The 24,674-nt window shown below is 62.5% G+C and carries 23 protein-coding genes and 1 pseudogene; 7 read left to right on the top strand and 17 right to left on the bottom strand.

The features are described from left to right. Positions 1–549 precede the first annotated feature (549 nt). The 4 genes from V8352_RS16605 to V8352_RS16590 all read right to left on the bottom strand — a co-directional run bounded on the left by V8352_RS16605 (position 550) and on the right by V8352_RS16590 (position 6,533). Complete coding sequence (locus tag V8352_RS16605) at positions 550–2,331, bottom strand: monovalent cation:proton antiporter-2 (CPA2) family protein (protein WP_336425422.1); 1,782 nt, start codon at positions 2,329–2,331, stop codon at positions 550–552. A 240-nt stretch (positions 2,332–2,571) separates the two neighbouring features. Then, positions 2,572–3,828 carry a DUF5996 family protein gene (locus tag V8352_RS16600; protein WP_336425421.1) on the bottom strand — a complete coding sequence of 419 codons (1,257 nt, stop codon included), beginning with the start codon at positions 3,826–3,828 and terminating at the stop codon, positions 2,572–2,574. Positions 3,829–4,028: 200 nt separating this feature from the next. After that, positions 4,029–5,492: a catalase gene (locus tag V8352_RS16595; protein ID WP_336425420.1), complete on the bottom strand. Its 1,464-nt coding sequence runs from the start codon at positions 5,490–5,492 to the stop codon at positions 4,029–4,031. A 426-nt stretch (positions 5,493–5,918) separates the two neighbouring features. Then, positions 5,919–6,533, bottom strand: a complete 615-nt coding sequence (locus tag V8352_RS16590) for a TetR-like C-terminal domain-containing protein (RefSeq protein ID WP_336425419.1) — start codon at positions 6,531–6,533, stop codon at positions 5,919–5,921. Positions 6,534–6,711: 178 nt separating this feature from the next. Here V8352_RS16590 and V8352_RS16585 point away from each other — a divergent pair, with 178 nt between their 5' ends. The 4 genes from V8352_RS16585 (at position 6,712) to V8352_RS16570 (ending at position 10,310) form a co-directional block, all read left to right on the top strand. Continuing rightward, positions 6,712–7,662 carry an AraC family transcriptional regulator gene (locus V8352_RS16585; RefSeq protein WP_336425418.1) on the top strand — a complete coding sequence of 317 codons (951 nt, stop codon included), beginning with the start codon at positions 6,712–6,714 and terminating at the stop codon, positions 7,660–7,662. After that, complete coding sequence (locus V8352_RS16580) at positions 7,659–8,597, top strand: AraC family transcriptional regulator (protein WP_336425417.1); 939 nt, start codon at positions 7,659–7,661, stop codon at positions 8,595–8,597. The genes V8352_RS16585 and V8352_RS16580 overlap by 4 nt, the downstream gene beginning before the upstream one ends. Further along, positions 8,594–9,505, top strand: a complete 912-nt coding sequence (locus V8352_RS16575) for an AraC family transcriptional regulator (RefSeq protein ID WP_336425416.1) — start codon at positions 8,594–8,596, stop codon at positions 9,503–9,505. The genes V8352_RS16580 and V8352_RS16575 overlap by 4 nt, the downstream gene beginning before the upstream one ends. A 184-nt stretch (positions 9,506–9,689) precedes the next feature. After that, positions 9,690–10,310: a hypothetical protein gene (locus V8352_RS16570; RefSeq protein WP_336425415.1), complete on the top strand. Its 621-nt coding sequence runs from the start codon at positions 9,690–9,692 to the stop codon at positions 10,308–10,310. 190 nt (positions 10,311–10,500) lie between these two features. On the opposite strand, the gene V8352_RS16565 is transcribed toward V8352_RS16570, so the two are convergent. The 5 genes from V8352_RS16565 to V8352_RS16545 all read right to left on the bottom strand — a co-directional run bounded on the left by V8352_RS16565 (position 10,501) and on the right by V8352_RS16545 (position 13,769). Continuing rightward, positions 10,501–10,989 carry a VOC family protein gene (locus V8352_RS16565; protein ID WP_336425414.1) on the bottom strand — a complete coding sequence of 163 codons (489 nt, stop codon included), beginning with the start codon at positions 10,987–10,989 and terminating at the stop codon, positions 10,501–10,503. Between the two features lie 31 nt (positions 10,990–11,020). Next, a complete protein-coding gene (locus V8352_RS16560; protein WP_336425413.1) occupies positions 11,021–11,899 on the bottom strand; it encodes an alpha/beta fold hydrolase in 879 nt (292 codons plus the stop codon). A gap of 68 nt (positions 11,900–11,967) precedes the next feature. Beyond that, on the bottom strand, positions 11,968–12,687 hold the full coding sequence (locus V8352_RS16555; RefSeq protein ID WP_336425412.1) for a glutathione S-transferase family protein: 720 nt from the start codon (positions 12,685–12,687) through the stop codon (positions 11,968–11,970). Next, a complete protein-coding gene (locus V8352_RS16550; RefSeq protein WP_336425411.1) occupies positions 12,677–13,348 on the bottom strand; it encodes a glutathione S-transferase family protein in 672 nt (223 codons plus the stop codon). The genes V8352_RS16555 and V8352_RS16550 overlap by 11 nt, the downstream gene beginning before the upstream one ends. Next, the gene (locus tag V8352_RS16545; RefSeq protein ID WP_336425410.1) at positions 13,338–13,769 is read right to left on the bottom strand and encodes a VOC family protein; all 432 of its coding nucleotides are present in this window, start codon (positions 13,767–13,769) and stop codon (positions 13,338–13,340) included. Before V8352_RS16545 ends, V8352_RS16550 begins: the two co-directional genes overlap by 11 nt. Before the next feature lie 65 nt (positions 13,770–13,834). Here V8352_RS16545 and V8352_RS16540 point away from each other — a divergent pair, with 65 nt between their 5' ends. Further along, complete coding sequence (locus V8352_RS16540; protein ID WP_336425409.1) at positions 13,835–14,521, top strand: winged helix-turn-helix transcriptional regulator; 687 nt, start codon at positions 13,835–13,837, stop codon at positions 14,519–14,521. A 244-nt stretch (positions 14,522–14,765) separates the two neighbouring features. Here the strand turns inward: V8352_RS16540 and V8352_RS16535 are convergent. The 4 genes and pseudogenes from V8352_RS16535 to V8352_RS16520 all read right to left on the bottom strand — a co-directional run. Next, positions 14,766–14,947 (bottom strand): annotated as a pseudogene (locus tag V8352_RS16535) (IS5/IS1182 family transposase); the annotation flags it as partial. Between the two features lie 45 nt (positions 14,948–14,992). Continuing rightward, positions 14,993–15,724 carry an amino acid ABC transporter ATP-binding protein gene (locus V8352_RS16530; protein ID WP_336425408.1) on the bottom strand — a complete coding sequence of 244 codons (732 nt, stop codon included), beginning with the start codon at positions 15,722–15,724 and terminating at the stop codon, positions 14,993–14,995. After that, the gene (locus V8352_RS16525) at positions 15,721–16,395 is read right to left on the bottom strand and encodes an amino acid ABC transporter permease (RefSeq protein WP_336425407.1); all 675 of its coding nucleotides are present in this window, start codon (positions 16,393–16,395) and stop codon (positions 15,721–15,723) included. The genes V8352_RS16530 and V8352_RS16525 overlap by 4 nt, the downstream gene beginning before the upstream one ends. An 8-nt stretch (positions 16,396–16,403) precedes the next feature. After that, complete coding sequence (locus V8352_RS16520; RefSeq protein ID WP_336425406.1) at positions 16,404–17,168, bottom strand: amino acid ABC transporter substrate-binding protein; 765 nt, start codon at positions 17,166–17,168, stop codon at positions 16,404–16,406. Positions 17,169–17,644: 476 nt separating this feature from the next. On the opposite strand from V8352_RS16520, the gene V8352_RS16515 reads away from it, so the two are divergent. Then, positions 17,645–18,619, top strand: coding sequence for a glutathione S-transferase family protein (locus tag V8352_RS16515; RefSeq protein WP_336425405.1), 975 nt, complete (start codon positions 17,645–17,647; stop codon positions 18,617–18,619). A 565-nt stretch (positions 18,620–19,184) separates the two neighbouring features. Here the strand turns inward: V8352_RS16515 and V8352_RS16510 are convergent. Beyond that, entirely contained in the window at positions 19,185–20,252 is a 1,068-nt protein-coding gene (locus tag V8352_RS16510) for an SDR family oxidoreductase (RefSeq protein WP_336425404.1), read from the bottom strand. Between the two features lie 100 nt (positions 20,253–20,352). Between V8352_RS16510 and V8352_RS16505 the strand changes: the two genes are divergently transcribed. Next, a complete protein-coding gene (locus tag V8352_RS16505; RefSeq protein ID WP_336425403.1) occupies positions 20,353–20,742 on the top strand; it encodes a winged helix-turn-helix transcriptional regulator in 390 nt (129 codons plus the stop codon). 98 nt (positions 20,743–20,840) lie between these two features. Here the strand turns inward: V8352_RS16505 and V8352_RS16500 are convergent, their stop codons facing one another. The 3 genes from V8352_RS16500 to V8352_RS16490 are packed head-to-tail and all read right to left on the bottom strand — an operon-like array spanning position 20,841 to position 24,516. Further along, positions 20,841–23,030, bottom strand: coding sequence for a xanthine dehydrogenase family protein molybdopterin-binding subunit (locus tag V8352_RS16500; protein WP_336425402.1), 2,190 nt, complete (start codon positions 23,028–23,030; stop codon positions 20,841–20,843). Continuing rightward, the gene (locus V8352_RS16495) at positions 23,027–24,013 is read right to left on the bottom strand and encodes an FAD binding domain-containing protein (protein ID WP_336425401.1); all 987 of its coding nucleotides are present in this window, start codon (positions 24,011–24,013) and stop codon (positions 23,027–23,029) included. The genes V8352_RS16500 and V8352_RS16495 overlap by 4 nt, the downstream gene beginning before the upstream one ends. Beyond that, a complete protein-coding gene (locus V8352_RS16490; protein ID WP_336425400.1) occupies positions 24,010–24,516 on the bottom strand; it encodes a 2Fe-2S iron-sulfur cluster-binding protein in 507 nt (168 codons plus the stop codon). Before V8352_RS16490 ends, V8352_RS16495 begins: the two co-directional genes overlap by 4 nt. Positions 24,517–24,674 lie beyond the last annotated feature (158 nt).

Below are 24,674 nucleotides of genomic sequence, written 5' to 3'. Positions count from 1 at the left end.
CAGCGCCTCTTCGTCAACAACCCGCGTTTGGAGCAGCAGCGGGTGGCAGGGGCGGTGCGGACGCCCAAGATTACGCCCCTGAATCCGGCCCAAGGTGAGCGCTTCAGAGGAGGGGCGTTGCTCTTGTAGCCGATGACATTCGAAGCCGCTGGAAAGTGATTGAGCGCACCGGATCGCGAACGGCACGCGGATAGTCGGCCGGGGTCATGCGTCGTTGCTTGGATAGCACCCGGGCAAGGACCTGGTTGGATGTCCATGAAAGCGCTGCCGCTGGACAGCTGCGCTTGATGTTCTGTTTCAGTGTAGAGTCCTTTAGGTCTTCGCGCCCAATGATGTAATATTTCGTCGATGATGTTTGCGGCGGACAGGGGCATGACGCTGCCGATCATCTCTGACCTCCAGAAGGCCTGTGTCACTGCGCGTGTCGCGAAAAAAACGCGATATTCAGCGGTAGATGGGCCCGCGACCAGGCATCAGAGCTTTGAGTTGTCGATCAAGGACCGAAAGCGGATCGAGGAAGCTTCGGCTGGATCAAAACTGTCGGCATGATTATTCCGAAACTCCTTTTGCTGCGGGTTGAACGAGGGTCAGAGGCTCCGGCACGGGTGCCGTGAGCATCTTGTCACGGCCGGACAAGATGTCGCCCTGCACCTGTTCCGTCAGACGCTGTGCATCGCGACGGCGAACATCGTCAAGTGCCTCGGTCACTGCGGTCTCATCCCAGCCAAGCCGGCGCAGACCTTCGCCCCCCATCAGCAGGGCCGATTCAACTGTCTCGCGGATTTCAAAGTTGACGCCCGCGCGGATCAGCTCCATCGAATGGCTCCGGTCATAACTGCGCGCCAGCACTGCGGCATTCGGAAATTCGTGCTGGACCCTCTCGACAATGGTGCTGACGGCGCGTCGGTCATCGACACAGATCAGGATCACCTCCGCCTGCGCGGCACCCGAGGTGCGCAGGATGTCCAGCCGCGTGCCGTCGCCGTAGTAGACCTTGAAGCCAAAGCGCGCAGCGTCGCGGATGCGGTCGGGGTTGTTCTCAATCACCGAAACCTGCGCACCCCGCACCAGCAGCATTTGCAGAGCGATCTGGCCAAAACGCCCGAAGCCGATCACCAGAACCTGCCCACGCAACCCATCGGCCGCTTCAACCCCGTCCAGCCCAGTGCCCTGATCACGCAGGAACCGGTCGGCGGCGATCAGGATCAGCGGCGTGATCGCCATCGACAGGATCCCGACCGTCGAGAAGATCGCATTGTACCGTGCGTCGATGACCGCGCCTCCGAGTGCGGCGGTATAGAGGACGAAGGCGAACTCACCGCCCTGGGCAAACATGGCGGTCCGGCGCAAGGCAGGCAGGTTTGCGCCCCCAAAGGCGCGCGCCGTGGCATAGATGGCCGCCGCCTTGACCAGCACGAAGACCACCAGCATGGCCAGCAGCAGTGGCCATTCCGCGGCCACCACAGCCAGGTTCAGCGACATGCCGACCGCCAGAAAGAAGAGCCCCATCAGAAGGCCCTTGAACGGCTCGATATCGCTTTCGATCTGGTGGCGATAACTGGAGCCGGAGAGCATGACGCCAGCCAAAAACGCCCCCATCGCCATCGAAAGGCCCACGGCTTCCATCAGCAGCGCGGCCCCCAATACCACGAGCAGGGCGCCCGCACTCAGCACCTCGCGAGCGCGGGCGCGCGCCAGAAGGGCGAAGAACGGATCGAGCAGCCAGCGCCCGGCCACGAGCAGTGCAATCAGGCCGGACAAGGCGAGTGCCAACGGCCCAAGCCCGCCCTCGCCCTGACCGACCGGCGACAGGAAGGCCACCACCGCGAGCAACGGCACGATCAGCAAATCCTCGAAGAGCAGGATCGAGACGGATTTCTGCCCCTCGGGGCTGGCGATCTCGCCGCGCTCCTGCAAGGTGGACATGATCACGGCGGTGGAGGAGAGCACGAACCCCGCCCCGGCGATGAAGGCGATGACCGGTGGCAGCGCGAACACCACAACGCCCGCCAGCGTGAGCAAGGCAATCGCGAGGCTCACCTGAGCCAGCCCCAGCCCGAAGATCTGCCCCCGCAGCGCCCAGAGCTTTTGCGGGCGCAATTCCAGCCCGATGATGAACAGGAACATCACCACGCCGAGTTCCGCGAAATGCAGGATCGTGTCGAGGTCCGTGAACAGTCCCAGCACCGATGGCCCGACCAGCGCCCCGGCGGCGAAGTAGCCCAGTACCGACCCCAGCCCAAGACGCCGGAACAGCGGCACGGTAATCACCGCGGCCCCCATCAGCACCACGACCGGGCCAATGACCGGCCCCAACCCTTCTGTGGCCATTGGCCCGCTCCTTTCAAAGTGCAGCGCCCGTGTGCGGCCGCGCCGGGCGTCGATCAAGCTGTAGGTTTCGCCGCCAGGTCAGTCCGGCGGCGGGCGTAGGGTCCTTGTCCACCGCAACGCGAGGTGCATCGGGTGGCGGTTCGAACAGTTTGCCGCTCGGATCGCGAAAGTACAGTCGTGGAGGCCTGTTTCTCGGAAATCGCCCAAGGGGTGTGACCCCGCAAGGGCGATCCACGACCGTCAGGTTTTCGACGGGGGCAACACGTCTTGCCATTCCGGATGGCGACCGATCATCGCCTTGGCGAACGGGCAGAGCGGGATGATGACGACCTTGTCCCGCCGTGCGTCCTCGATCGCCTGTCGCACCAGTCTTTCTCCGACCTTGCGGCCCCGCAAGGCGTCAGGAACTTCGGTGTGGTCGATGATGATCTGGCTTTTGCCGACGCGGCTGTAGGTCATCTCGGCCAGGGCGCCATCCACGACAAGCCTGTAGCGCCCCTTCGATGAACCATCATCGCGCTCGACCGTGCCATCCGTCGTCGAGGGCGCAGTCGTTGGTGCGGCAGTCGGCGTGCGCACCTGGCGCGGGCGCCCATGGGGACATTCCAGAAGATCGCGGTCCCATCCGCCGAGGTCAGCCGCGGCCTCATAGGTTGAGACCAGGAACGCCATCAAGGCCTCGTCGGGATCTGGCGCGGCCCGCACGGCATCGTAGGGCAGCATGAATTCCGACAGGCCGTCATGCCAGAAGGCCGCATCGGGCTGCACCGGCGCACTCCGGTAGCCGGTGGGGGAAGGATAGGCGTAGGAATAGAACGCGGGGTAGTCGATGCCATTGCCGCCCGGCCAGAAACCGGCGGAGGACACTTCACGGTCATAGGCTTCCTGTGCCACGTCGTCCGGCAGGGACGGGATCCCGGCGGGATGCAGCGGGGCGCGGCGCCCCGAGAAGCGGGTCACGGCGAGATCCAGTGCCCCCCAGAACAGATGGACGGGGCTGGACTTGCCGAGGAAAGCCGTCCGGAACCGGTAAAACACCCTGTCGATGGCTACCAGGGCCTGGTGGTATCGCTGCACCGCGTCCCGGTCATAGGGCCGGTCGCGATGGTCTTCGCTGAACGGAACGGGATCGGGCACCTCGTTCGGGGTGTCGTGGAAGGTCGGCGTGCCGCCCAGATCGGTGATCAGCTTCACAAAGTCCGCACGAAACGCCGCGACCGTGGTCGGCCCGAGATCGAACGAGGCCCGGTGGCCGTTGCCGCAGGTTCCCACGACCTTGTGCTCTTGAAAGTCGAACAGGATCTCGATGCCCGGGCCGTCCGGGATCGGCGAGGATGCCAAGCCTGTAGGTGTGACATAGAACGTCGCGTTCCACGAATGGTTGAGCCACGGCGTGTGCGCGAGCCGGTATTTTCCGACGACCTGCAGATAGAGGTGCAGGGCGGAACAGGTCTCACGCCATCCATTGTAGTCGAGTTGCGGCCAGTTGGTGCTCATCGCGTCTTCTCCTTTCACCATTTGTCCCGAGGGGATCCGGTCAATAAATCATGGGTCGTCCGCAGGGCTTCCTGGCAGTCCTGTCGGTGGTCCGGGTCGATGAAGGTTTCGATCACATCTGTGCCGACATCATGGGGACAGTCCAGTTCATTCGCTGGGGTCCAACGCATTCACGTCACCCTTTTCCTATATGAGCTAGATCAGAATTGTGGGTCCAGCGTATCGAGCGCCGAGCAGACGCCCGCGCCGAAATCCGGATGGACCTGCTGGAACAGCCGGATCTGCCGCTCGGCGATGTCGGCAGAAAGGCCGCGCATCGACGTGGCGATGTTGGCGAAGAGCCGGTCCCTCTGCCCTTCGTCGAATAGCAGGAACAGCGCGCGCGGCTGGGCGAAATCATCGTTGCCGTCCCGATGGTCAAACCGGGCAGCCGGTCCATGCAGATCAAGCGGAGGTTCGGTGAATGATGCATCCTGCTGCGGACCGTCGAAGCTGTTCGGCTCATAATAGGCATCCGGATTGGGCAGGCCATCGAAGAAACGCATCGCTCCATCCTTGTGGTAATGATGCACGGGGCAGCGCGGCTTGTTGACTGGCAGCGCCTCAAAGTGGGTGCCCAGCCGGTAACGATGGGCGTCTGCGTAGGCAAAGATCCGTCCCTGCAGCATCCGGTCCGGCGAATGGCCGATGCCGCGCACGACGTTCGACGGGCTGAAGGCAAGCTGCTCGATCTCGGCAAAGTAGTTGTCGGGATTGCGGTCGAGTTCGAGTATGCCAATCTCGGTCGGCGGAAACTCCGCATGAGGCCAGACCTTGGTCAGGTCGAACGGATTGAACGCAAACGCCTCCGCCTGGTCCTGCGTCATGATCTGCACCTGCACGGTCCATTGCGGGAACTCCCCGGCCTCGATCGCGCCGAACAGGGCCTCCTGATAACCTTCGCGGGTGCGCCCCACGACATCCTCCGCCTCGGCGTTGGTATAGTGGCGATGCCCTTGCCGGGTCTTGAAGTGGAACTTGACCCAGACCCGTTCCCCCTTGTCGTTCCACAGGCTGTAGGCATGGCTGCCATAGCCGTTCATGTGCATCGGGCTGACGGGCAGGCCGCGATCCGAGAAGAGCATCGTGACCTGGTGAAGGCTCTCGGGCGAGAGGGACCAGAAGTCCCACATCGCGGTGGCTGATCGCAGGTTGGTGCGCGGATGGCGTTTCTGCGTATGGATGAAGTCCGGAAACTTGAGAGGATCGCGCACGAAGAAGACCGGGGTGTTGTTGCCGACCAGATCCCAGTTGCCCTCTTCTGTATAAAACTTGAGCGCGAAGCCACGAACGTCCCGTTCATGGTCTGCGGCGCCCATTTCTCCTGCCACGGTTGAGAAGCGCGCGATCATCGCCGTCTCGGCGCCGGGTTGCAGCACGGCTGCACAGGTCAGATGCGATATGTCGCCGGTGATCCGCAACATGCCATGCGCGCCCCAACCCTTGGCATGGACGACCCGCTCGGGAATCCGCTCGCGGTTCTGGTGGGCCAGTTTCTCGATCAGTTGCCAGTCCTGCATCAGAACCGGGCCACGCGCCCCGGCGGTAAGACTGTTCTGGTTGTCGGCGACGGGCGCGCCGGCGGTCGTTGTCAGGCGTGGGGTCAGGGCATCTTGGGTAGTCATCTTCAATCCTGTTGGTTTGGGCCATGCCGTTCACTGGCTTATTGCGAGCGCCGTCTCGTGATCATGCTGGTTTGCAGCAGTTTGGGCACAAGGCATTGCCGTGAGAGTGTTATAGCGCGTGCCGGCCAACGCCACGTTCCTGATCCTGCTGCGAGGATGCCGCTCTTGCGATTTGATGTGTGGGCGACCGGCACCCGACCGGGGAAGCCTATGCTGCCGGTGTGTCGTGTCGACCGTCCGTGCTCGGGCTTGCAGCAGGTCGTGATGCGCGCGGCCCGGTCTCGCGGGTCCGCGGTGGCGGAAACGCGTCGCAGACCTTGCTGCGATGATACCGTTCTTGCGGATGGATTGACCTTTGATCGACAATCGACGCTTACCGATGCCGCAGATCTGGTCGCGGCAATCGGCTATGCGCCAACGGCTGATTCAACAGGCCTTGATGGCGACGTTCACGACAACGACATGCTTTTCGAGATCCGCCCGTGTGATCGATATCCCCCGATTGATCACGCCCATGTAGAGCGGTCCAACAAGATGATCGAGCGCAAGTTCCCTGTCGAGGTTCGCGCTCAGTTCGTTCCGGGCGATGGCGCGGTCCAGCATCCGATGTCCGAATTGCCGCCGCACCGATACGATACCATCCAGTATTGTAGACAGTTCGCTTGATCGCAGGCGTTCGGCAACCATATCCGCGATGATCCGGCGTACCAGCGGATGTCGCAGGACCGTGAGAGTGGCTCGAAGGTATTCACGAACATCAGCCTGAAAAGACCCCTTATCCGTGAAGCCCGTCCACATGACCTCGACGCTTTGTATCGCATCGCATGCAAACTCGAGTTTCGAAGGCCATCGCCGATAGATCGCGGCCTTGCCGGCGCCCGCCCGCGCCGCGACGTGCTCCAGACTGATTCCCGTGTAGCCGGTCTCGGCCCATTCCTCGAAAAGCGCCCTGAAAAGCGTGGTCGTCAATTCAGGACGAATTATCGCTGCTCCGCTCGGTTTCCGCCTTCTTTTTTTATCGTCGATACTCTTGCGTTCCATCCGGTATTTCTCCAATATGGAGGGAACGGTATCGTCTCGACCAGCCGGTGAAAAGGTGCTCGCTCGGGTGTTTCTCAAGCATCGGTGAATGAGCCCCCTCGGACTATCGTCGCGCGGTCCGCTATCCAGTGCGCCCACCGATCCTGCTTGGCGCGCGTGTGGCCCTGGAGGGACGGCGATGACCGTGCATGCCCAGTCTTCATTCGCCCAGTGGCACAGCAAGGGCCGACATGCGTCCTACGTGCGGGCCAGGAAATCATCCGGCGGAGTCCTCGATCTGCTGGAGGTGGCGCGACCGGCCGGGGACATGTCCCGCCCGGCCCTGCCGGACATCGTTCTGGTGGAGAACATGCTTGGCAAAGGTCGTCTCAGGGGAGACCTGGGAGGAGGTCGCCTGGATATAGCGACCAGGAAAGACACTTTCACAATCGTTGCGCCGAACTTCGCGACCACGGTGATCAATGACGAACACCATCGGCTTCGCAGCGTGGCGTTTCCCTTGGCGCAGTGGCAGGACGTGCTCGACGACGCCGCCGACGGCCGGTTCTCGTTCGACACCTCCTTCGTCTACGGCCAAGTGTTCGACTCTCCGGCGATCCGGTCGGCGCTGCGGAACCTTTGGGCTGTCTGCGATGACGAAGGGGCGCCGTCGCGGCTGCTGGGGCGCGCGGCAGGCTGCGAGATCCTCGCAGAACTTTGCCGCTTGGGCGGGGCGCCATTTGCTCCGGCCAGAGGCGGCCTTGCCCCTTGGGCAGAACGTCGCTGCCTGGAACTGATGCATGCGCGGCTCTCGGAAGACATCAGCCTCGACGAGCTGGCAGCCGAGGCGCGTCTTTCGCCCTACCATTTTGCCCGCATGTTCAAACAAAGTGTCGGCGCGCCGCCCCGTGTCTACCTGACCCGGCTGAGAGTGGAGAAGGCCTGCGAACTGCTTGAAAAGACGGATATTCCGATCACGGAAATCGCTCTGGATGTCGGGTATTCATCCAACCAGGTGCTCGCCCGAGTTTTCCTCAAACACATGCGCATGAGCCCGTCCGACTATCGTCGGGCGGTGCGCGATCCGGTGCGCCAGACCTTTCTGAACATACAAGGAGCTGTGCTTGCGGCGGCAGATTCAAAACGATGACGTCGCCGAGCTATTCCTCCTTCAACCAGTGGTTCAGTGACGGCCCCTTTGCGACCTATATTCGCACGATGAAATCCCCCGGCGGCTTCCTCAATTTGATGGAAACCGCCTTGCCCGCGGTCGACATGTCGGACCCTGCGGTGCCTGAACTTGTGCTGCATTGCGATCTGATCGGTGGCTTTGGCATTAACGCTGACCTTGGCGCCGGACGCTTCAGTGCGACGAGCCGGTCAGGCGATTTCTTGCTAACCGCGCCCAACTTCGCAAACTCGGTCAGCGTCGACAGCTACCACCAAATCCGCTCTTTATCGTTTCCGGTCGGGTACTGGCGGCAGTTTCTCGAGGATGCCACGGATCGGGTACCCTCCCTCGATTTCGGCGCATTGCACCGCGGTACGTTCACTTCGGGCACTATCCGATCCGCGCAGCGCCAGCTTTGGCAACGTTGCGACGAGGAGGGCGCACCATCGCGACTTTTGGCGCAAGCAGCCGGTTGCGAGATATTGGCCGAACTTTGCCGCCTGGCAGGCTCGCCGCTCGCTTCGGCGCGCGGAGGCCTCGCCCCTTGGGCTGAACGTCGCTGCTTGGAACTGATGCATGCGCGGCTTTTGGAAGACATCAGCCTCGACGAGCTGGCAGCCGAGGCGCGTCTTTCGCCCTACCATTTCGGCCGCATGTTCAAACAGAGCGTTGGCGTGCCGCCACGGGTTTACCTGACCCGGCTGAGAGTGGAGAAGGCCTGCGACCTGCTCGAACAGACGAACCTTCCGATCACGCAGATCGCCCTCGAGGTCGGGTATTCGTCCAACCAGGTGCTTGCCCGAGTTTTCCTCAAGCACATGCGCATGAGCCCGTCGGACTATCGTCGCGCGGTGCGCGATCCGGTGCGCCAGACCTCGCTTCACGCGCCTCCGGCTCTGGAGGGACGGCAATGAACATGTCTGCCTATTCGTCTTTCACCCAATGGTATCGCGAGGGCAAACAGGCATCCTATATACGCAGTAGAAAGAGCCCAGGCGGAATCCTCGAACTGATCGAAGCGGCTCGCCCGGGCGGGGATATGTCTCGCCCTGCCCAGCCGGACCTGGTCCTGCATCAAGATTTGAGTGGCGGCAGCCGTATCCGTGGCAACTCGGGAGGCGGGTTCTTCGATGTGAAAAGCAGAAAGGGATACTTGGGACTCGACGCTCCTGACTTCGCAACCACGATGTCCGTGGACTCCCCTCACCGACTTCGTTCTTTGTCGTTTCCTGTGGCGCAGTGGCAGAGCGCGCTTGATGAAGCGTCCAATAGCGGAGCTTCGGTGAAGAATCTGCTCCTTTTCAAAGGCTCGTTTGAATCGCACGCAATCCGATCAGCGCTCCGGAATCTCTGGGCTCTGTGCGACGAAGAGGGTGTGCCATCGCGGCTCCTAGCCCGGGCGGCAGGCTTCGTGATCCTTGCGGAGCTATGCCAGTTGAATGGGACACCGTTCACGTCGGCAAAGGGCGGCCTCGCCCCTTGGGCTGAACGTCGCTGTCTGGAACTGATGCATGCGCGGCTCTCGGAAGACATCAGCCTCGACGAACTGGCAGCCGAGGCGCGTCTCTCGCCCTACCATTTCGGCCGCATGTTCAAACAGAGCGTCGGCGTGCCGCCACGGGTTTACCTGACCCGGCTGAGAGTGGAGAAGGCCTGCGACCTGCTCGAACAGACGAACCTTCCGATCACGCAGATCGCCCTCGAGGTTGGGTATTCGTCCAACCAGGTGCTCGCCCGAGTTTTCCTCAAGCACATGCGCATGAGCCCGTCGGACTATCGTCGCGCGGTGCGCGATCCGGTGCGCTCCTACACGCTGCGGTGACGCGCGCTTTTCCAAGCCAGGACCGCGGGAGCGGATGTCCGTGACCTCACATCCCGATCATGGGGGCTAAACAGGCGTTCATCATGGGCATCGCCAGAATCCCAGGCGGTGTAACCTTGGGCTTCTTGCGTAGCCCAAACCGCCCGAGGGTAGGGGGCGCAAGATCCACTGCCCCTTCCTGGCCATGGACCCGCACGACACCACCAATATACGGACGTTCGCGCAGAGCTGTTCTGCGAACGGGCAATCCTATTCCATGGCAGTTTTGATTGGGAGCAACGTGACGTACCATCAGAAAGGCTCGATGGCGTTTCTGCGGCAAGAGGCACCAGATATCTATCGCCTTGATGAGGTGCCTACCGTCTCGGACGACGATCTTTTCCAACTCTTTATCCCTGACCTGCCCGAGATGGCAGAGGCCAGGGCGGTAGAGGGCCAAACAACCCTGCAAGACATCGTCGAGATGAAGGAATGGGGTGCCGCCCAAACCGGTGTCATTCCGAACGAGGCAAGCAGAGCAGAAACCGCATTGCTCTTCAAGTCTGGCGGAGACATGGATAACTGGACAGTCGGTTTGGATCGCGTTTTTCGGATGATGGCAGGACAGAGACCGGGCGTTGATGCTGATGTGACGCCAAAAAAACTAAAGCAGATTTTTGGACAATACGGTGTGGCGTATTTGAATTCAAGTTACCAGGCCACCACCGGGGACTCCCACATCGACAACCCGACGTTAGGCTGGTCAGAAAGGACTCACTGCCGACATTGGAGGCAGCGCAGCATAGGCAAAATCTTGTTCGCTTAGCACGGAAATGTTGACCCAAAGCTGCCTTTTGACCTTAAGAGCATGCCCGCGGTGCGGTTTAGCCGAAGCGGTCGTTGATGTGAGGCGCAGCGAAAGCGACCGGGCAGCGAAGGCAATGCTATAGGTCCGCCTTTCAGGCGCATCGGTTGGTTGTTGGCAAGTTACCGGAAACATACCCGCGCCTTCAATCTCAATGATCGCCGCTGCGGGCTGCCTTGATGCGCGCGATGTCGATCTTCTTCATCTCCATCATGGCGGCTTGTGCACGGGCGGAGGCTGCGGGATCAGGGTCGGATAGCGCCTCCATCAGGACGCGCGGCGTGATCTGCCAGCGGAAGCCCCAGCGGTCCTTGCACCAGCCGCACATGATCGCTTCGCCGCCGTTGCCGACGATGGCATCCCACAATCGGTCCGTCTCCGCCTGATCCTCGGTGTAGACCTGCAACGAATAGGCGTCGTTGGGCTGCACATGCGGACCGGCGTTCAACAGGGCGTAGGGCAGACCGAGAAGTGTCATTTCAACCACCTGAACGGTGCCGGCAGGTGCGTTCGGCGCGCCTTCGGCCACGCGGATGACATTGTCGACATGCGTGTCCGGAAAGGTGGCGGCATAGAACTCCGCCGCCGCCTTCGCCTCGGTGTCGAACCGGAGGAATACGGCCGCCTTGCGTTTTGTCATCGTCGTTCTCCTTTTGGGGTTTGCCGTGCGGTCACTCGTCGGCGGTTGCGATCCTGTTCGCGATCAGGGGTTCGAGCCAGTCCGCCCGCCTCATGATCGACAGATGCGTCGTATCCGGCAGGACAGCGAGCTGGGCGCTAACAAGCTCCGCCATCCGCGCGGCGTGGTCCACCCTCATGAAATCGGTGTCGCCGAGCACGATCAGGGTTGGAACGTCGACCGACGCAAGTTCATCATCGCTCCAGCCCCAGCCGCTGACCATAAAGGACTGCAATTGCCTGAACGTGCGCTGGAATTGGTCCGGGCCGTCCGGGTTGTCGGCAAATGCCGCCTGCATCCTTTCGAAGTCCTCTTCGGTCGGGATCAGGTCGTGCGCTTCGGGCGATGGCGCGCTGTCGGGATTGCGGTTCATCTCGCCGATGGCGGGGTGCATGCCGTCAAGGTTCTGGCTGACCGAGATCGCGGTGAGCGTCTCGATCCGGTCGGGCGCGGCGACGCCGAGTTCCAGTGCCAGCATGCCGCCCATGGAGAAGCCGACAACGTGGACCCGCTCCACCTCCAGCGCGTCGAGGACCGCGATGGTGTCGGCGCGCATCGACGCGAGGGAGACCGGGGCGTCACGACCGCCGGTGTGGCCGTGGCCCTGCTGCTCTATTCCGATCACGGGGGCCTGGTCGGCGAGGATGGGCAGGAGGGCGCCGAAGTCGCCTTCAATCGACCCCATGCCCCCGTGGAGGACGAGGAAAGGCGTGGCATCCGCTGCCAGATCCCCATGCACTTCGTAATAGATGTCCAGATCGCCGGACGTGGCGTGGCCCGTCTGGTCTTGGGCATGGGCCGTGGTGGCGAAGAGCCATGTCATGCCGGCCAGAAAGAACCGGTGGAGAGTGAGATGACGAGTGTTGGCCATTGGGGCGCTCTAGATATACGCCTCGCGGTTCTCGTCGGGGAGGGGTGTGAGGAAGCCGGCCACATAGGTCATGTCATTACTCCTGTGCTTGCTTTCTGTTCCGCCATCCATTCGTCGAATCCGGGCGGCGGGCTGCCCGTGAAGCCGGACATCTGATCGGCCAGCGCTTGCCCAAAGGCGGGCCGGTCGGCGCCCCGCGCCAAATAGGCGACGAGGTTGGGATAAGGGGCCAGCAGTTCCGGCCCCTCGATGATCCTGAGGACCGACACCATCATCAGATCGCCCGCGGTGAACCTACCGGTGAACCAGTCCGCGTCGCCAAGGCGGGCCGAAGCCTCGTCCAGACGCTCAGTGATCCGAGCCTCCACGGACGGCAGCCGCGGCGCCGACCACGGCTCACCCGCCTCGAAAAGCGTCGCGATGGCGTAGTCCATGATCGGCGGCTCCACCGTGTTCAGCGCGGCAAAGAGCCATTCCAGCGACCTGGCGCGGCCCGCTGGGTCTTCGGGCATCAGCCCGGGGAACCGCTCGGCGATGTGCCAGACGATGGCGCCGCTCTCGAAGAGGGTCAGATCACCCTCCTCATAGGTGGGCACCTGCCCGAAGGGCTGAAGCGCGCGGTGCGCTGCTTCCTTCTGCCCGCCCTGGGGCAGGATGCGGACGGCGTAGTCCTGTCTGACCTCCTCGAGCGCCCAGCGGACCCGGAGGTCGCGGACCTGTCCCTTGGCGAAGTCCGGGACCCAGTCGTAAGCGGTGATGGTGATCGGGGCATTGGGGTCAATTGGCATGGGAGTCCTCCTTGTGGCTGGCGTCGAAGACGGCCTTCTGCGCGGCGAAGGCGCGAGCATAGGCGGGGCGTGCTTCGCCGCGAGCGACATAGGTGGCGAGATTTGGATACGCCTCGAGAATGTTCGTGCCCTCGAGGCGGCGCAGCACGGTCACCATCAGGAGGTCGCCCGCGCTGAATGGCCCGTCGAGCCATGCCGCATCGCCCAGCCAGTTCGACAGGTCGCCCAGCCGTCCGCGGATGCGCGCGTCAAGAAGCGACTGGCGGTCCGCAAACCATGGGCGGTCCCGTTCCAAGTAGCCCGCCTGCTCGCGCTCGACGATCGGCGCCTCGACCGTGCCGATCGCGGCGAACATCCACGCAATGGCGCGGGATTGCCCCTCTGCGTCTGCGGGCAGAAGGCCCAGATGACGCCGGGCAATCTCCAGCACGATCGCGCCGGATTCGAACAGGACCAGATCGCCCGCCTCAAAGGTCGGGATCTGCCCGAACGGATGGCGGGCCCGATCCTGCGCCTCCTTCATCTCGAAGAAGGACACCAGCCTGACGTCGTAGGGTTGGCCGACTTCCTCAAGCGCCCATCGGACGCGCATGTCGCGGGCCAGTCCACGGCCTCTGTCGGGCGAGCGGCGGAAGGCCGTGATGGTGGGATCAGCCGACATCGGATTGTTCCGCAGGGCTTCCTGTAGCCGCATTCACATCCATCCAGAGCGTTTCCCAGCCGTGGCCGTCGGGATCATCGAAGGCGCCGCCATACATGACGCCCTGGTCCTCGATGGCCCGCATCTCGCGTCCGCCCGCGGCGACCGCCTTGCGGTGGATGTCGTCGACCGCCTCTCGTTCGTCGAAGGACAGGCACATCAGGACGCCGCTTTCCGTGCGCGCGTCGATGATGCGCTTGTCGGTGAAAGTTGCGTAGAAGTCGTGGTCGAGCAGCATCACGTGAATTGTATCCGACCAGACCATCGCGCTCGCCTGCGCGTTCGAAAATGCCTCGTTCTTCTCGAAGCCGATGGCCTCGTAGAAAGCCGTTGCCGTCGCTACGTCGGCGACCGGCAGGTTCACGAAGATCATTCGGGGCATTGCGGTTCCTCCTGAGTCGCATTCGCTATGGACAGGCTACGAGAGGGGAGTTACAAAAAGCAACTATGAAATTACCTAAAGAAACAAAACAGGCGAAAAGCCCCCACGGACGCTGGTATGGCGATGCCTGCGGCGCCGCGTTCGGCCTCGAACTGCTGGGCGAGCGCTGGTCGTTGTTGATCGTCCGCGAACTGATGTTCGGTCCCCGACGTTTTACCGATATCCGCGCGAACCTGCCGGGGATCAGCGCCAAGGTGCTGACCGAACGGCTCGCTGGGCTGGAGGGCAGCGGCGTGGTGCGGCGCTCGACGGCACCCGAGCCCACGCCCGCGCAGCTCTATGGCCTGACGGAGTGGGGCTACGCGGCTGAGCCGATCATCCAGGAGATCGGCCGCTGGGCTGCCGCCTCGCCGCTGCACGACCCGACCCTACCCCTGTCGCCCGTTTCCTTTATGCTGTCGCTGAGGACGATGCTGGACGTCGAGGCAGCCCGTGGCATGATGATAGTCGCCTCTTTCGCGATCGGCACCGCGCGGTTCACGGCCCGGCTCGCAAATGGCGCGATGCCGGTGGAGCGCGGCGAGACGGCGCCGCCCGACCTGCATTTCGAGGCCGCAATCGCGCCGCCCCTGGCCGCTGTCTTCTACGGCGATGTGACCCCCGAAACAGCCGGTGTGAGTGTTACCGGCGACTGGGAGATCGCCCGAAGGTTCATCGGCCTTTTCAACCTTCCTACTGCGCATGGGAAGTGAGTTTCTGGACAAGGGTTCCGCGCTCGCAACAGTCGACCTTGAGGTCGTAAACGTGCTCGGTGTGACCGTTGTGACTTCATCCGCGCCAGTCTCCGCAAGATTGCGGACGGAGCGGTCAAAGGATGCGGCGGACCCGGCCCATAGCCGCCGCTCGCTTGCGCCCTCGGTGCTGCACCGCAGCTTCACCACACAGGACGTTCATGCATCGCGCAGCATTTTCTAAGGTGGCGCTGAGCCACAGCAGCACCTCGGCCCGCGGGATCGCTCGCGCGGCCTCGACATCAACGATCAAACCTTGACCAGTGTCGATCAGGTAGTCGTGGAATAAATGTCGAACGCAGCCCCTACGTGCTGCGTTCGACTGGCTGACCAGACTGGAATGCGAGGCTGAACTTCGCTGGCAGCACCGAAAGTGGCATCGGTCAGGCCGGCATTGATCGCCATGCCTTGGCCGCTGTCGAGGACTCTGAATCAAGCGACCCGGCGCAGGAAACGCCGGAGACGCTCATCTTGTGGTGAGTCAAGCACCTCGCCGGGGGGGCCGGCCTCCACAATACGACCGCCATCCATGAACACCACGCGGTCTGCGATCTCGCGCGCGAACTGCATCTCGTGCGTGACGATCAGCATGGTCTGGCGCCGTTCGGCCACCCGGCGCATGAGATCGAGCACCTCGCCGACCCATTCAGGATCGAGAGCGGAGGTCGGCTCGTCGAACATCATCAGGTCGGCGCCGATCGCCATGGCACGCCCGATACCGACGCGTTGCTGCTGGCCGCCCGACAGCGCCGCCGGGTAGCTGTCGGCCTTGGCGGCAAGGCCCGTTTCGGCCAGCACGGCAAGCGCGCGTTGCTCTGCCTGGGCGCGGGGCTGGCGCTGGACTGTGACAAGGGCCTCCACGATGTTTTCTTTTGCCGTCTTGTTGGCGAAGAGCGCGTAGTTCTGGAACACGAACGAGGTGGCCCGTCGCAGGGCCAGCGCGTCCTTCTTCGAGGCCCGCGTCGCATCGACCGAGACATCCCCGATCGTGATCGTGCCCGCGTCCGGGCGGTCGAGGAAATTCAGGCACCGCAACAGCGTCGATTTTCCCGTCCCGGACGGACCGATGATGACGACCCTCTCACCCGCCGCGATATCGAGGTCGATCGCATTCAGCACCGTCGTTCCACCGAAGCGCTTGGTCAGGCCGCGAATCCCAATCATCGCGCGTAGGCCTTGTTCAGGCGGGTCTCGAGGATCTTCTGGCCCTGGCTCAGCACCTCGACCATGAACCAGTAGATCAGCGCGACGACGAGGAACGCTTCGAAATACAGAAAGCTGCCAGCAGCCTCTTTCTGCGCCGCGCCCATCATCTCGGTCACGCCAAGAGTGAAGGCGAGCGATGTGCCTTTGATCATGTCGATGAAATAGTTGACCAGCGTGGGTGCCGCGATCCGCGCGGCCTGCGGCAGCACGATCCGGCGCATCATCTGGCCTTGGGTCATCCCGATGGACTGCGAAGCCTCCCATTGTGACCGGTCCACGCCGATGATCGCGGCGCGGATCGCTTCGGCCATGTAGGCCGAGAAGTGCAGGGTCAGCCCCATGATCGCGGCCGTCACACCATTGATCTGAGCCAGGAACGAAAAGACCTGCGGCAGGCCGTAGTAGAACAGAAAGAGCTGCACCAGCAGCGGCGTGCCTCGAAAGAAGCTGATGAAGAGTATCACCAGCCAATCAAGCCCGGGGACTTTGATCACCCGCTCGACCGCCATGAGCGAGGCGAGAGCGAGCGCGCAGACCATGGCCGCCACCGCCATGAACAGCGTTAGCGGAACATAGCCGAGGATCACGGGCACGAGACCCAGCATGTAGTCGAAGTCGAGTGCCCGCATGTCGTAGGTTACTCGGAAACCGGCGCGGTAATGTCGACACCGAACCACTTCTCCGAGATCCCGGTGAGCGTGCCATCTTCCTTCAGAGTGGCCAGCGCTTCGTTGACGCGATCGCGCAGCGTTCGACCGTCCTCGGTGTCGCGGAAGGGCAGCGCGTTGCGGATCTCCGAAAACGGCTCGCCAGCGAGTTCCAGCGGCAGCGGGCTTTCCTGGATCACCTGGGCCGAGGACACACGGTCCATGACGAAGGCATCGACGCGCCCAAGCGCCACGTCCTGCTCGATGTTCGACTCGTAGGTGCGGATTTCGATTTCATCGGCGTAAGGCAGGTCACGCAGAAGCTGCTCGAAGTTCGAGCCGAGATTCACGGCGACGCTCTGGCCACGCAGGTCTTCTACGCCCTCGATTTCGTCGTTGCCCTCGCGGGTGACGACCTGCGCGCCGTCGATCACGTAGGGCTGCGTGAAGGCGAAGGCCTCCTCGCGCTCCGGTGTGATGGTGATCTGGTTGGCGATGGTGTCGATCCTGCCCGCTTCCAGCGCGCCGACAAGGCCCGAGAACGACATGGTTTCGAATTCGATATCAAGGCCGGTTTCCTCGCCCACTGCGTTCATCATGTCGACCTCGAAGCCCTGCAACTCGTCCTGCCGCACGAAAGTGAAGGGAAAATAGCCGCCCGACATGCCGACGCGCAGCGTTTCGTTTTCCTGCGCCGTCGCGGCTGCGGACAAACTGGCCGACACGATCGCGGCTGTGATAAGAGTTTTCAGCATCTTTGAGCTCCCGCTGGTGTTTGGCCTCTGACATGCCGTCTCAACGACCCTATATCAATGTGCTCATCCGAAATGAGGGAGAATGTCCGGCTGGCAATGATCATTCTGGACTGGCGTTCGTCGAGGCGGCAGCGCCTTGGGGTGATGTTCCGCGCATGCCCTTCAGAATTTCAAGGTTTAGCTCAACTGCTCATGGACCCCAGCTACCATGCTGGATTCGGCAGTGAATCCCTCATCCGATTGGTGCAGCGAAGCCGCCATACACCAGGCCGTAGACCGTGGCGCGTCGCGACTACGAAACCGATGAGAGCTTGGGCGCGTTGAAGTGATTGAATTGCGAAGGCATCCGGTTCGGCCGAGGGCTCCACAAGGACGTTTTGGCGGCAAAAGGGTCGCGAGGGCTGGTGTCTCATCCAAAATGTCGGCCTCATCCTTTAGCCGGCGCAGTACCGGAAAGCGCATCCAAGGAGAAAAGCATGGGCATCCTGATCAACGGCGAATGGCATGACAAAGGGTATGACACCGAGAGCACCGGCGGTCGTTTCGAGCGCAGCGAAACCAAGTGGCGGAGTTGGATCACCACCGACGGGGAGCCAGGACCATCGGGTGATGGCGGCTTCAAGGCCGAGAGCGGGCGCTATCACCTCTATCTCAGCTATGCCTGCCCATGGGCCCATCGCGCTCTGATCTTTCGCGCGATCAAGGAGCTTGAGCCGCATATCGGTGTTTCGGTGGTGCATCCCGACATGCTGTCGGAGGGGTGGGAGCTTTGGGATGATTTTCCGGGGGCCACCGGCGACGATCTTTACGGTGCCCGCTACCTGCGCGATATCTACTTGCGCGCCGATCCAAAGGCGTCCGGGCGGGTGACGGTGCCGGTTCTTTGGGACAGGACGCGGGAAACAGTCGTCTCGAACGAGAGCGCTGAAATTATCCGCATGTTCAATACGGCGTTCGACGCGGTTACGGGCAATCAGGACGATTACTACCCCGAGGGTCTGCGCGGCCGCATCGACGAGATCAACGCGCGGGTCTATGACACCGTCAACAACGGCGTCTACAAGGCCGGTTTCGCGACCTCGCAGGAGGCCTATGCTGAGCCGGTTCACGCGCTTTTCGACAGTCTGGACTGGCTGGAAGGGATTTTGAGTGAGAACCGATATCTGACCGGCGATCGCCTGACCGAGGCCGACTGGCGGCTTTTCACCACGATGGTGCGCTTCGATTTAGTCTATCACACACATTTCAAATGCAACCGGGCCTGGCTGCGCGAATACCCAAATCTCTGGGGTTGGACGCGCGAGATGTATCAATGGCCGGGCGTCGCCGAGACGGTGCATTTCGACCACATCGTGCGGCACTACCATTACAGCCACGAGACGGTGAATCCGCATCGGATCATTCCGATCAACCCAGTGATCAACTGGACCGTCCCCCATGGCAGGACGTGACAGCGTCTCGCGTGGCAGCGCGCAAAGTAAACGCTGTACAGAAACACAAACGCGATAAAAACTATGCCCCAGACGGGCTCGCTACATGAGGGCTGCCTGGTTGGGGCTTTGCCATTAAAACGATGTTTCAAGATAAAACACTGAAAGCCGGTCAGTTTTGAACACTCATTGACGCAACTGATGCAGATGGTGATCGTGGTGCGTTACATGTGGGAGGTGCTAGACCGATGGGGAGGACTGGCCAATCGGGCGGAACTGGTATGCCCATGCAAGAGTGCTAGCGAGGTGCGCGGGTCTCATGCACAGGGCAAACACAGGGAAAATTAGCAGACGGCCCAGACCGGACCCTCGCTTTCAGATTAGAAGCTGCACCGCAGCGTCATCGAACCAACCATTCGTGCAACTTGCAGCATAGCAAGGCTATAAGTGACGGCAATGCGGACAAGGTGATCGTTCTGCGGCTCGCTCAGTTCCGTCGGACAGGCGCGGGCCTGAACGGAAGCCGATCGCTACGCGAGGCCACGGCGTCGGTCGATACCGACCCCGTGGCCAGGACGCACCGGTTTCAGCGGGCCGGAATGATCTTGTCAGCCTTAAGGCGTTCGAAGAGATCGAAGAACGCGGCGTCGGTGGCAACGTAGCCAGTGAAGCCCATCCGGCGGCTCTTCGACATGTCAGTCACTACCTCGATCGGACGGCCGAGATCGGCGTCGGTGTGCCATGGCGAGGCAAGGCGGGCGAGATCGGCCTCGGCAAGCCCGTAGCGGGCGGCCATTTCGGACCAGAGCTCCGCGTCGTCTTTCATCTGCTCTGCGAGCGGACGCTCGGTGCCGTCGAACTCCTCCGCCTCGATGCCGAACCAATCGGCGATGCGCGACCACATCCAGCTCCAACGGAAGACATCGCCGTTGACCACGTTGAAGTCCTCGTTGCGCGCCTCCGGGGTGACTGCGGCCCAGGCCACTTGGGCGGCAAGCTGGCGCGCATCGGTCATGTCGGTGAGGCTCTCCCATTGCACCTTCGACCCGGGAAAGCGGAACGGGCGCCCGGTTTCCTGGCAGATCGCGGCATAGACCGCCAAAGTCGTGCCCATGTTCATGGCGTTGCCGATCGCCTTTCCGATCACGGTATGCGGGCGGTGGACGCTCCAGCCGAAGCCGTCGCGTTCGGCGGCGGCGAAGACCTCGTCTTCCTGCGCGTAATAGAAGTTCTCCACCTCAAGCCGGCCCTGGTCCTCGCGGAAGGGCGTCTTGGGCAGCGTGCCTTTGCCGTAGGCTTCGAACGGGCCGAGGTAATGCTTGAGGCCCGTCACCAGCGCCACGTGCTCGACAGAGCTCGCGGGGCGCAGCGCGTCGAGCAGGTTGCGGACCATCGCCGCGTTGACCCGGATATTTTCGGCCTCGGTGTCTTTCCGCAGCCATGTCGTGAGGAACACATGCGTGGGATTGATGCCCGCGATCGCCGCGTCGAGGGTGTGGGGATCAAGCAGATCCGCCGCGACCGGCGTCACGCCATCCTGTTCTCCGGGCGTTCGGGCAAGGCCGAATACCTTCCAGCCATCGCCGACCAGTCTTTCGGCCACGGCGCTTCCCTGGATGCCAGTGGCGCCAACCACCAATGCGCGTTTCGTCATCTCGCTCTCCAATTTGTTTTTGCACGCCACATCTATGCGCGGGCCCGCGCTTCGGGTAGAAGGCACCGAATTGGGACATAGGCACCATGAGGTAACCACCATGCAACCCGGCACCGACGAGCGGGAATGGCGCGAGGATTGCGCGCCGCGCCGCGTCCTCGAGATCTTCTCGACAAAATGGACCAGCATGATCCTGCACACGCTCCATGCGCTGCATGACGGGCGGGCGCGCACCGGGGTGCTGCATCGTAGCCTGCCTGGGATCTCCAAGAAGATGCTGGTCCAGACCCTGCGCGAGATGGAGCGCAGCGGCCTGATCGACCGCCACGTCAAGGGCACGGTCCCGCCAGCCGTGGAATACAGTCTGACCTCGCTCGGACACCGCTTCGTTGGTTTGGTCGATCTGGTTTACGATTGGGGCCGCCGAAATTCCGATGCGCTGGACCTACTGCAAGAGCGATCCTCATCCCGCCGGAAAACAGGTGATTAATGGCTTTCATAGGCTATGGGCAGCAGGGACAGGTGACAGATGAGCGGGGCGAAGGCGTGGCGGCAGCGTCGACAGGATTAGTTAGCTCATCGGCTTTCTCACATCCCCGCAATCACCTTATCCAATGTCGCCGGGTAGTCCCGCACCCGTACGCCGGTCGCGTTGTAGATGGCATTGGTAATAGCCGCCGCCGCACCGCAGATGCCGAGCTCGCCGATACCTTTGGCCTGCAGGGGGTTTGCCCAATCATCGCGCTCTTCCAAAAGTTCGACCGTCAGTTGCTGCACGTCGGCATTCACCGGAATGTGGTATTCGGCGAGATTATGGTTTGCCACATGGCCATCGCGCGGGTCAAAGGCCAGCTCTTCGGTCAGCGCGATGCCGATGCCGAAGGTCATTCCGCCGAAGCATTGCGAGCGCGCGGTTTTGGCGTTTAGGATGCGCCCTGCAGCGAAGCTGCCGTGCATGCGCTTTACGCGGGTTTCGCCCGAGGCTGCGTGGACGGCGACCTCGGAGAAATAGGCGCCAAACGTCGCCTGCCGCACGGCCTCAGTTGTATCACCGGGTTGCACATGGCCCAGCTTCGCGATCTCATCGCCCTGCAGGACATCACTGAGCGTTTTGGTCTGGTTGGCATAAGTCGCGCGACCGTCTTTTAGCATCAGGTCCTGCTCACTCACCTCCAGCCGGTCGGCCAATTGGCGGCGGATCGCATCGCAAGCGACATAGACCGAAGTCCCGCTGGATGACGCCCCCCAAGACCCGCCCGAGCCAGAGGCCGGCGGCAGCGCGGTGTCGCCGAGGACCACCTCAACCTTTTCGCGCGGCAGGCCCAGCATGTCGCCAGCGATCTGGCCGAGGATTGCATAGGTGCCGGTGCCGATGTCAGTCATATCAGTCTCAACCCGCGCCGTGCCGTCGGGCAACAGGGTCACGCGCGCCTGGCTTTCCATCAGCACGTTAATGCGCGCGGCCGAGGCCATGCCGTAGCCGATCAGCCATTCGCCCTCGCGCCGCTCTTTCACGCCGGGGCGGTCGGCCCAGCCAAAGGCGTCGGCCCCGCTTTCCAGTGCCTCGCGGAAACGGCGGGAGGAAAAGTCTTTGCCGCTTTCGGGGTCTTTCTCGGGGATATTGCGCAGGCGAAGTGCGACGGGGTCGATGCCAATCTCATGCGCCAACTCATCCATGGCGTTTTCCAGCACGGTGACGCCCACGGCTTCGCCCGGCGCCCGGACAGAACCGGCGCAGAGCCGGTGCACACGCGCCAACTCAAGCGACATTTTGCGGTTGGCCCCGGCATAGAGAAAATGTGAGCCTTGCAGCACCGGCTCGGCAAAGGTCTCTCCGGGCAGGTTCGACACACGCGCATCATGCCCCAAACCACTTAGCCGTCCTTCGGCATCGGCGGCAAGGCGCACCCGCTGGCGAGTCTCTGAGCGGCGCATCGTAGCCTCGTAGACCTGCGGGCGTTGCAAGGCGACCGAGACCGGGCGGCCAAGCTCTTTCGCCGCGATAGAGGCGGCGACAGCTTCGGGGCTGAGCCCCAGTTTGGAGCCGAACCCCCCGCCCACATAGGGCGAGATGATCCGCACCCGGTCGGGGTGTATCCCCAGCGAATCCGCCAGTTCGTTGCGGTTGTATTTCAGCATTTGATAGCTGCCGCGCAGGGTCAGGTCGTCGCCCTCCCACGACGCGATGGAGGCATGCGGCTCCATCGGCGAGCTGGAGTGCGATGGAGTGGTATAGACCACATCGACGCTGTGGGCCGCATCACGCATGGCCGCCTCAAGATCCCCTTGATCCAGCGCTTGACCTTCCTGCAGCTCAACCGCGGCGGTCGCCGGATCGACCGGCATCATCTGGCCGTTCTCGAGCGTTACTTGCAAGGATTGCGCCGCATGGCGGGCCTGTTCAAAGCTTTCTGCGACCACCACGGCGATCAGTTGGCCGAGGTAGGCGACGTGGTGCGGCCCTTGGATAGGGGCAGCGTTGGCCGTGCCCTGCGCGGGGTTTCGCAGCAAACGGTCGTCTTGGATCACAGAAAGGACGCCAGGCATTTTCGTCACCGTGTCACGGTTGGAAAGCACAACCCGACCGCTATTGCCGGGCGCGCGGACCATGACACCATGCGCCATGCCCTCAATCTGCCATTCATTCGCGTAGGTCGCGGTGCCCGAAACCTTTAGTGGCCCCTCGGGCCGGTCGAGCGGCGCGCCGACGAGGCCCTGAGCCATGTCATCCAGTCGCCGTTCCGTTGCCGGGGCGTCCATTTTGAAATGCTCGGTCATATCCGCGCCTCCTGCGTCAGTTCCGTGAGCACCGACACGAGCGTGCGGCGGGCGAGCGGGAGTTTGAAATCATTATCGCCAAAGCCCTGTGCCTCGGCGAGCAGCAGATCAGCGGCCTTGTTGAAAAGCGCTTCAGAGGGTGCTTCGCCGATCAACACGCCTTCGACCTGCGCATCACGCCACGGCTTCGGGGCCAGCCCGCCAAAGGCCAGATCGGCCTTGGTGATGCGGCCGTCTTCCATCGCCACAATCCCGGCGACGGAAACCAGAGCAAAAGCATAAGACGCCCGGTCGCGCACCTTGCGGTAGGTTTGCCGCCCGTCAACAGGCGGGGGCAGAACGACGGCGGTGATCAACTCACCCGCCTCCAGCACAGTTTCGCGATCAGGCCGGTCGCCGGGGAGGAGGTAGAGTTCATCCAGCGTGAGCCGACGGGTCGTTTCGTCTTCTTTCAGCGTCTCCACCTCGGCCCCAAGCGCGCGCATGGCCACGGCCATGTCACTGGGGTGCGTGGCGATGCAGTGCTCCGACGTGCCCAAGATCGCGAGAATACGGTTGACCCCCTCCCGCGCCGCACAGCCGCTGCCCGGCTCGCGCTTGTTGCAGGCCATTGCTCGGTCATAGAAATAAAGGCACCGCGTGCGTTGCAGCAGGTTGCCCCCCGTTGTCGCCTTGTTGCGCAACTGGCCGCTGGCGCCGGCCAGCAGGGCGCGGCTCAACACCGGCCAATCGCGGCGCACGCGCATGTCGTTGGCAAGATCGCTGTTGGTCACCAACGCGCCGATGCGCAGGCCGCCGTCGTCGGTTTCCTCGATATGGTTGAGGTCCAGCCGGTTGATGTCGATCAAGGCATCGGGAGCCATCACTTCCAGCTTCATCAGGTCCAGCAGATTGGTGCCCCCGGCGATGAAAGTGCCGCCACTGGCCGCCTGCCGGGTCGCGGCCGCAGCGCTTTTGGCGCGGGTATAGTCGAAAGGTCTCATGCGCTTTGCCCCGCAGCCTTGCGGATCGCCTCGACAATGTTGGGATAGGCTGAACACCGGCAAAGATTGCCGCTCATCCGCTCCGAGATTTCCTCGGTCGTGAGATTTGCACCATTTTCAAGATCGTCCGTCACATGGCTCGGCCATCCGTTGTTGATCTCTTCCAGCATCGCTGTGGCCGAGCAGATCTGCCCGGGCGTGCAATAGCCACATTGGAACCCGTCTTCGCTTACGAAAGCCTGCTGCAGCGGACTAAGATTATCTGGCTGACCGATCCCTTCGATCGTGGTCACCTCATCGCCGTCATGCATGCAGGCGAGGGTCAAGCAGGCGTTGATGCGCCGTCCATCAACCATAACCGTGCAAGCCCCGCATTGCCCGTGGTCGCAACCCTTTTTGCTGCCTGTCAGCCCAAGATGATGGCGCAAGGCATCCAGCAGCGTCGTCCTTGGATCAAGCTCCAGCCGGTGATGCGTGCCGTTGATTGTCAGATCTGTCTGCACGGGAAATTTCTCCGAATTGGTCCAAGCCTGGTAAGGTAACCGGCTTGGTATTTCTTAGTTCCGAGTTTTCCCGATATTGTCGCACGCTTCGATGTTGTAGCCTGCTGTAAACTCGAGGTGACGGTTGTAACCGTTGAGCGGCAGATCACAGGCCCAAG

Origin of the sequence: Roseovarius sp. D0-M9 (assembly GCF_037083805.1) — a bacterium.
Taxonomy (GTDB): domain Bacteria; phylum Pseudomonadota; class Alphaproteobacteria; order Rhodobacterales; family Rhodobacteraceae; genus Roseovarius.
Note: the sequence above shows the minus strand (reverse complement) of the source record. Positions and strands in the feature narration are given on the sequence as shown.

Excerpts from the sequence above, each read along its gene's own strand:
- V8352_RS16495 (WP_336425401.1), bottom strand. The coding sequence starts at position 24,013 with ATGAGACCTTTCGACTATACCCGCGCCAAAAGCGCTGCGGCCGCGACC.
- V8352_RS16515 (WP_336425405.1), top strand. The coding sequence starts at position 17,645 with ATGGGCATCCTGATCAACGGCGAATGGCATGACAAAGGGTATGACACC.
- V8352_RS16550 (WP_336425411.1), bottom strand. The coding sequence starts at position 13,348 with ATGTCGGCTGATCCCACCATCACGGCCTTCCGCCGCTCGCCCGACAGA.
- V8352_RS16540 (WP_336425409.1), top strand. The coding sequence starts at position 13,835 with ATGAAATTACCTAAAGAAACAAAACAGGCGAAAAGCCCCCACGGACGC.
- V8352_RS16575 (WP_336425416.1), top strand. The coding sequence starts at position 8,594 with ATGAACATGTCTGCCTATTCGTCTTTCACCCAATGGTATCGCGAGGGC.
- V8352_RS16605 (WP_336425422.1), bottom strand. The coding sequence starts at position 2,331 with ATGGCCACAGAAGGGTTGGGGCCGGTCATTGGCCCGGTCGTGGTGCTG.
- V8352_RS16570 (WP_336425415.1), top strand. The coding sequence starts at position 9,690 with ATGGACCCGCACGACACCACCAATATACGGACGTTCGCGCAGAGCTGT.
- V8352_RS16600 (WP_336425421.1), bottom strand. The coding sequence starts at position 3,828 with ATGAGCACCAACTGGCCGCAACTCGACTACAATGGATGGCGTGAGACC.
- V8352_RS16545 (WP_336425410.1), bottom strand. The coding sequence starts at position 13,769 with ATGCCCCGAATGATCTTCGTGAACCTGCCGGTCGCCGACGTAGCGACG.
- V8352_RS16555 (WP_336425412.1), bottom strand. The coding sequence starts at position 12,687 with ATGCCAATTGACCCCAATGCCCCGATCACCATCACCGCTTACGACTGG.
- V8352_RS16580 (WP_336425417.1), top strand. The coding sequence starts at position 7,659 with ATGACGTCGCCGAGCTATTCCTCCTTCAACCAGTGGTTCAGTGACGGC.
- V8352_RS16500 (WP_336425402.1), bottom strand. The coding sequence starts at position 23,030 with ATGACCGAGCATTTCAAAATGGACGCCCCGGCAACGGAACGGCGACTG.
- V8352_RS16525 (WP_336425407.1), bottom strand. The coding sequence starts at position 16,395 with ATGCGGGCACTCGACTTCGACTACATGCTGGGTCTCGTGCCCGTGATC.
- V8352_RS16505 (WP_336425403.1), top strand. The coding sequence starts at position 20,353 with ATGCAACCCGGCACCGACGAGCGGGAATGGCGCGAGGATTGCGCGCCG.
- V8352_RS16530 (WP_336425408.1), bottom strand. The coding sequence starts at position 15,724 with ATGATTGGGATTCGCGGCCTGACCAAGCGCTTCGGTGGAACGACGGTG.
- V8352_RS16520 (WP_336425406.1), bottom strand. The coding sequence starts at position 17,168 with ATGCTGAAAACTCTTATCACAGCCGCGATCGTGTCGGCCAGTTTGTCC.
- V8352_RS16510 (WP_336425404.1), bottom strand. The coding sequence starts at position 20,252 with ATGACGAAACGCGCATTGGTGGTTGGCGCCACTGGCATCCAGGGAAGC.
- V8352_RS16585 (WP_336425418.1), top strand. The coding sequence starts at position 6,712 with ATGACCGTGCATGCCCAGTCTTCATTCGCCCAGTGGCACAGCAAGGGC.
- V8352_RS16590 (WP_336425419.1), bottom strand. The coding sequence starts at position 6,533 with ATGGAACGCAAGAGTATCGACGATAAAAAAAGAAGGCGGAAACCGAGC.
- V8352_RS16560 (WP_336425413.1), bottom strand. The coding sequence starts at position 11,899 with ATGGCCAACACTCGTCATCTCACTCTCCACCGGTTCTTTCTGGCCGGC.
- V8352_RS16565 (WP_336425414.1), bottom strand. The coding sequence starts at position 10,989 with ATGACAAAACGCAAGGCGGCCGTATTCCTCCGGTTCGACACCGAGGCG.
- V8352_RS16595 (WP_336425420.1), bottom strand. The coding sequence starts at position 5,492 with ATGACTACCCAAGATGCCCTGACCCCACGCCTGACAACGACCGCCGGC.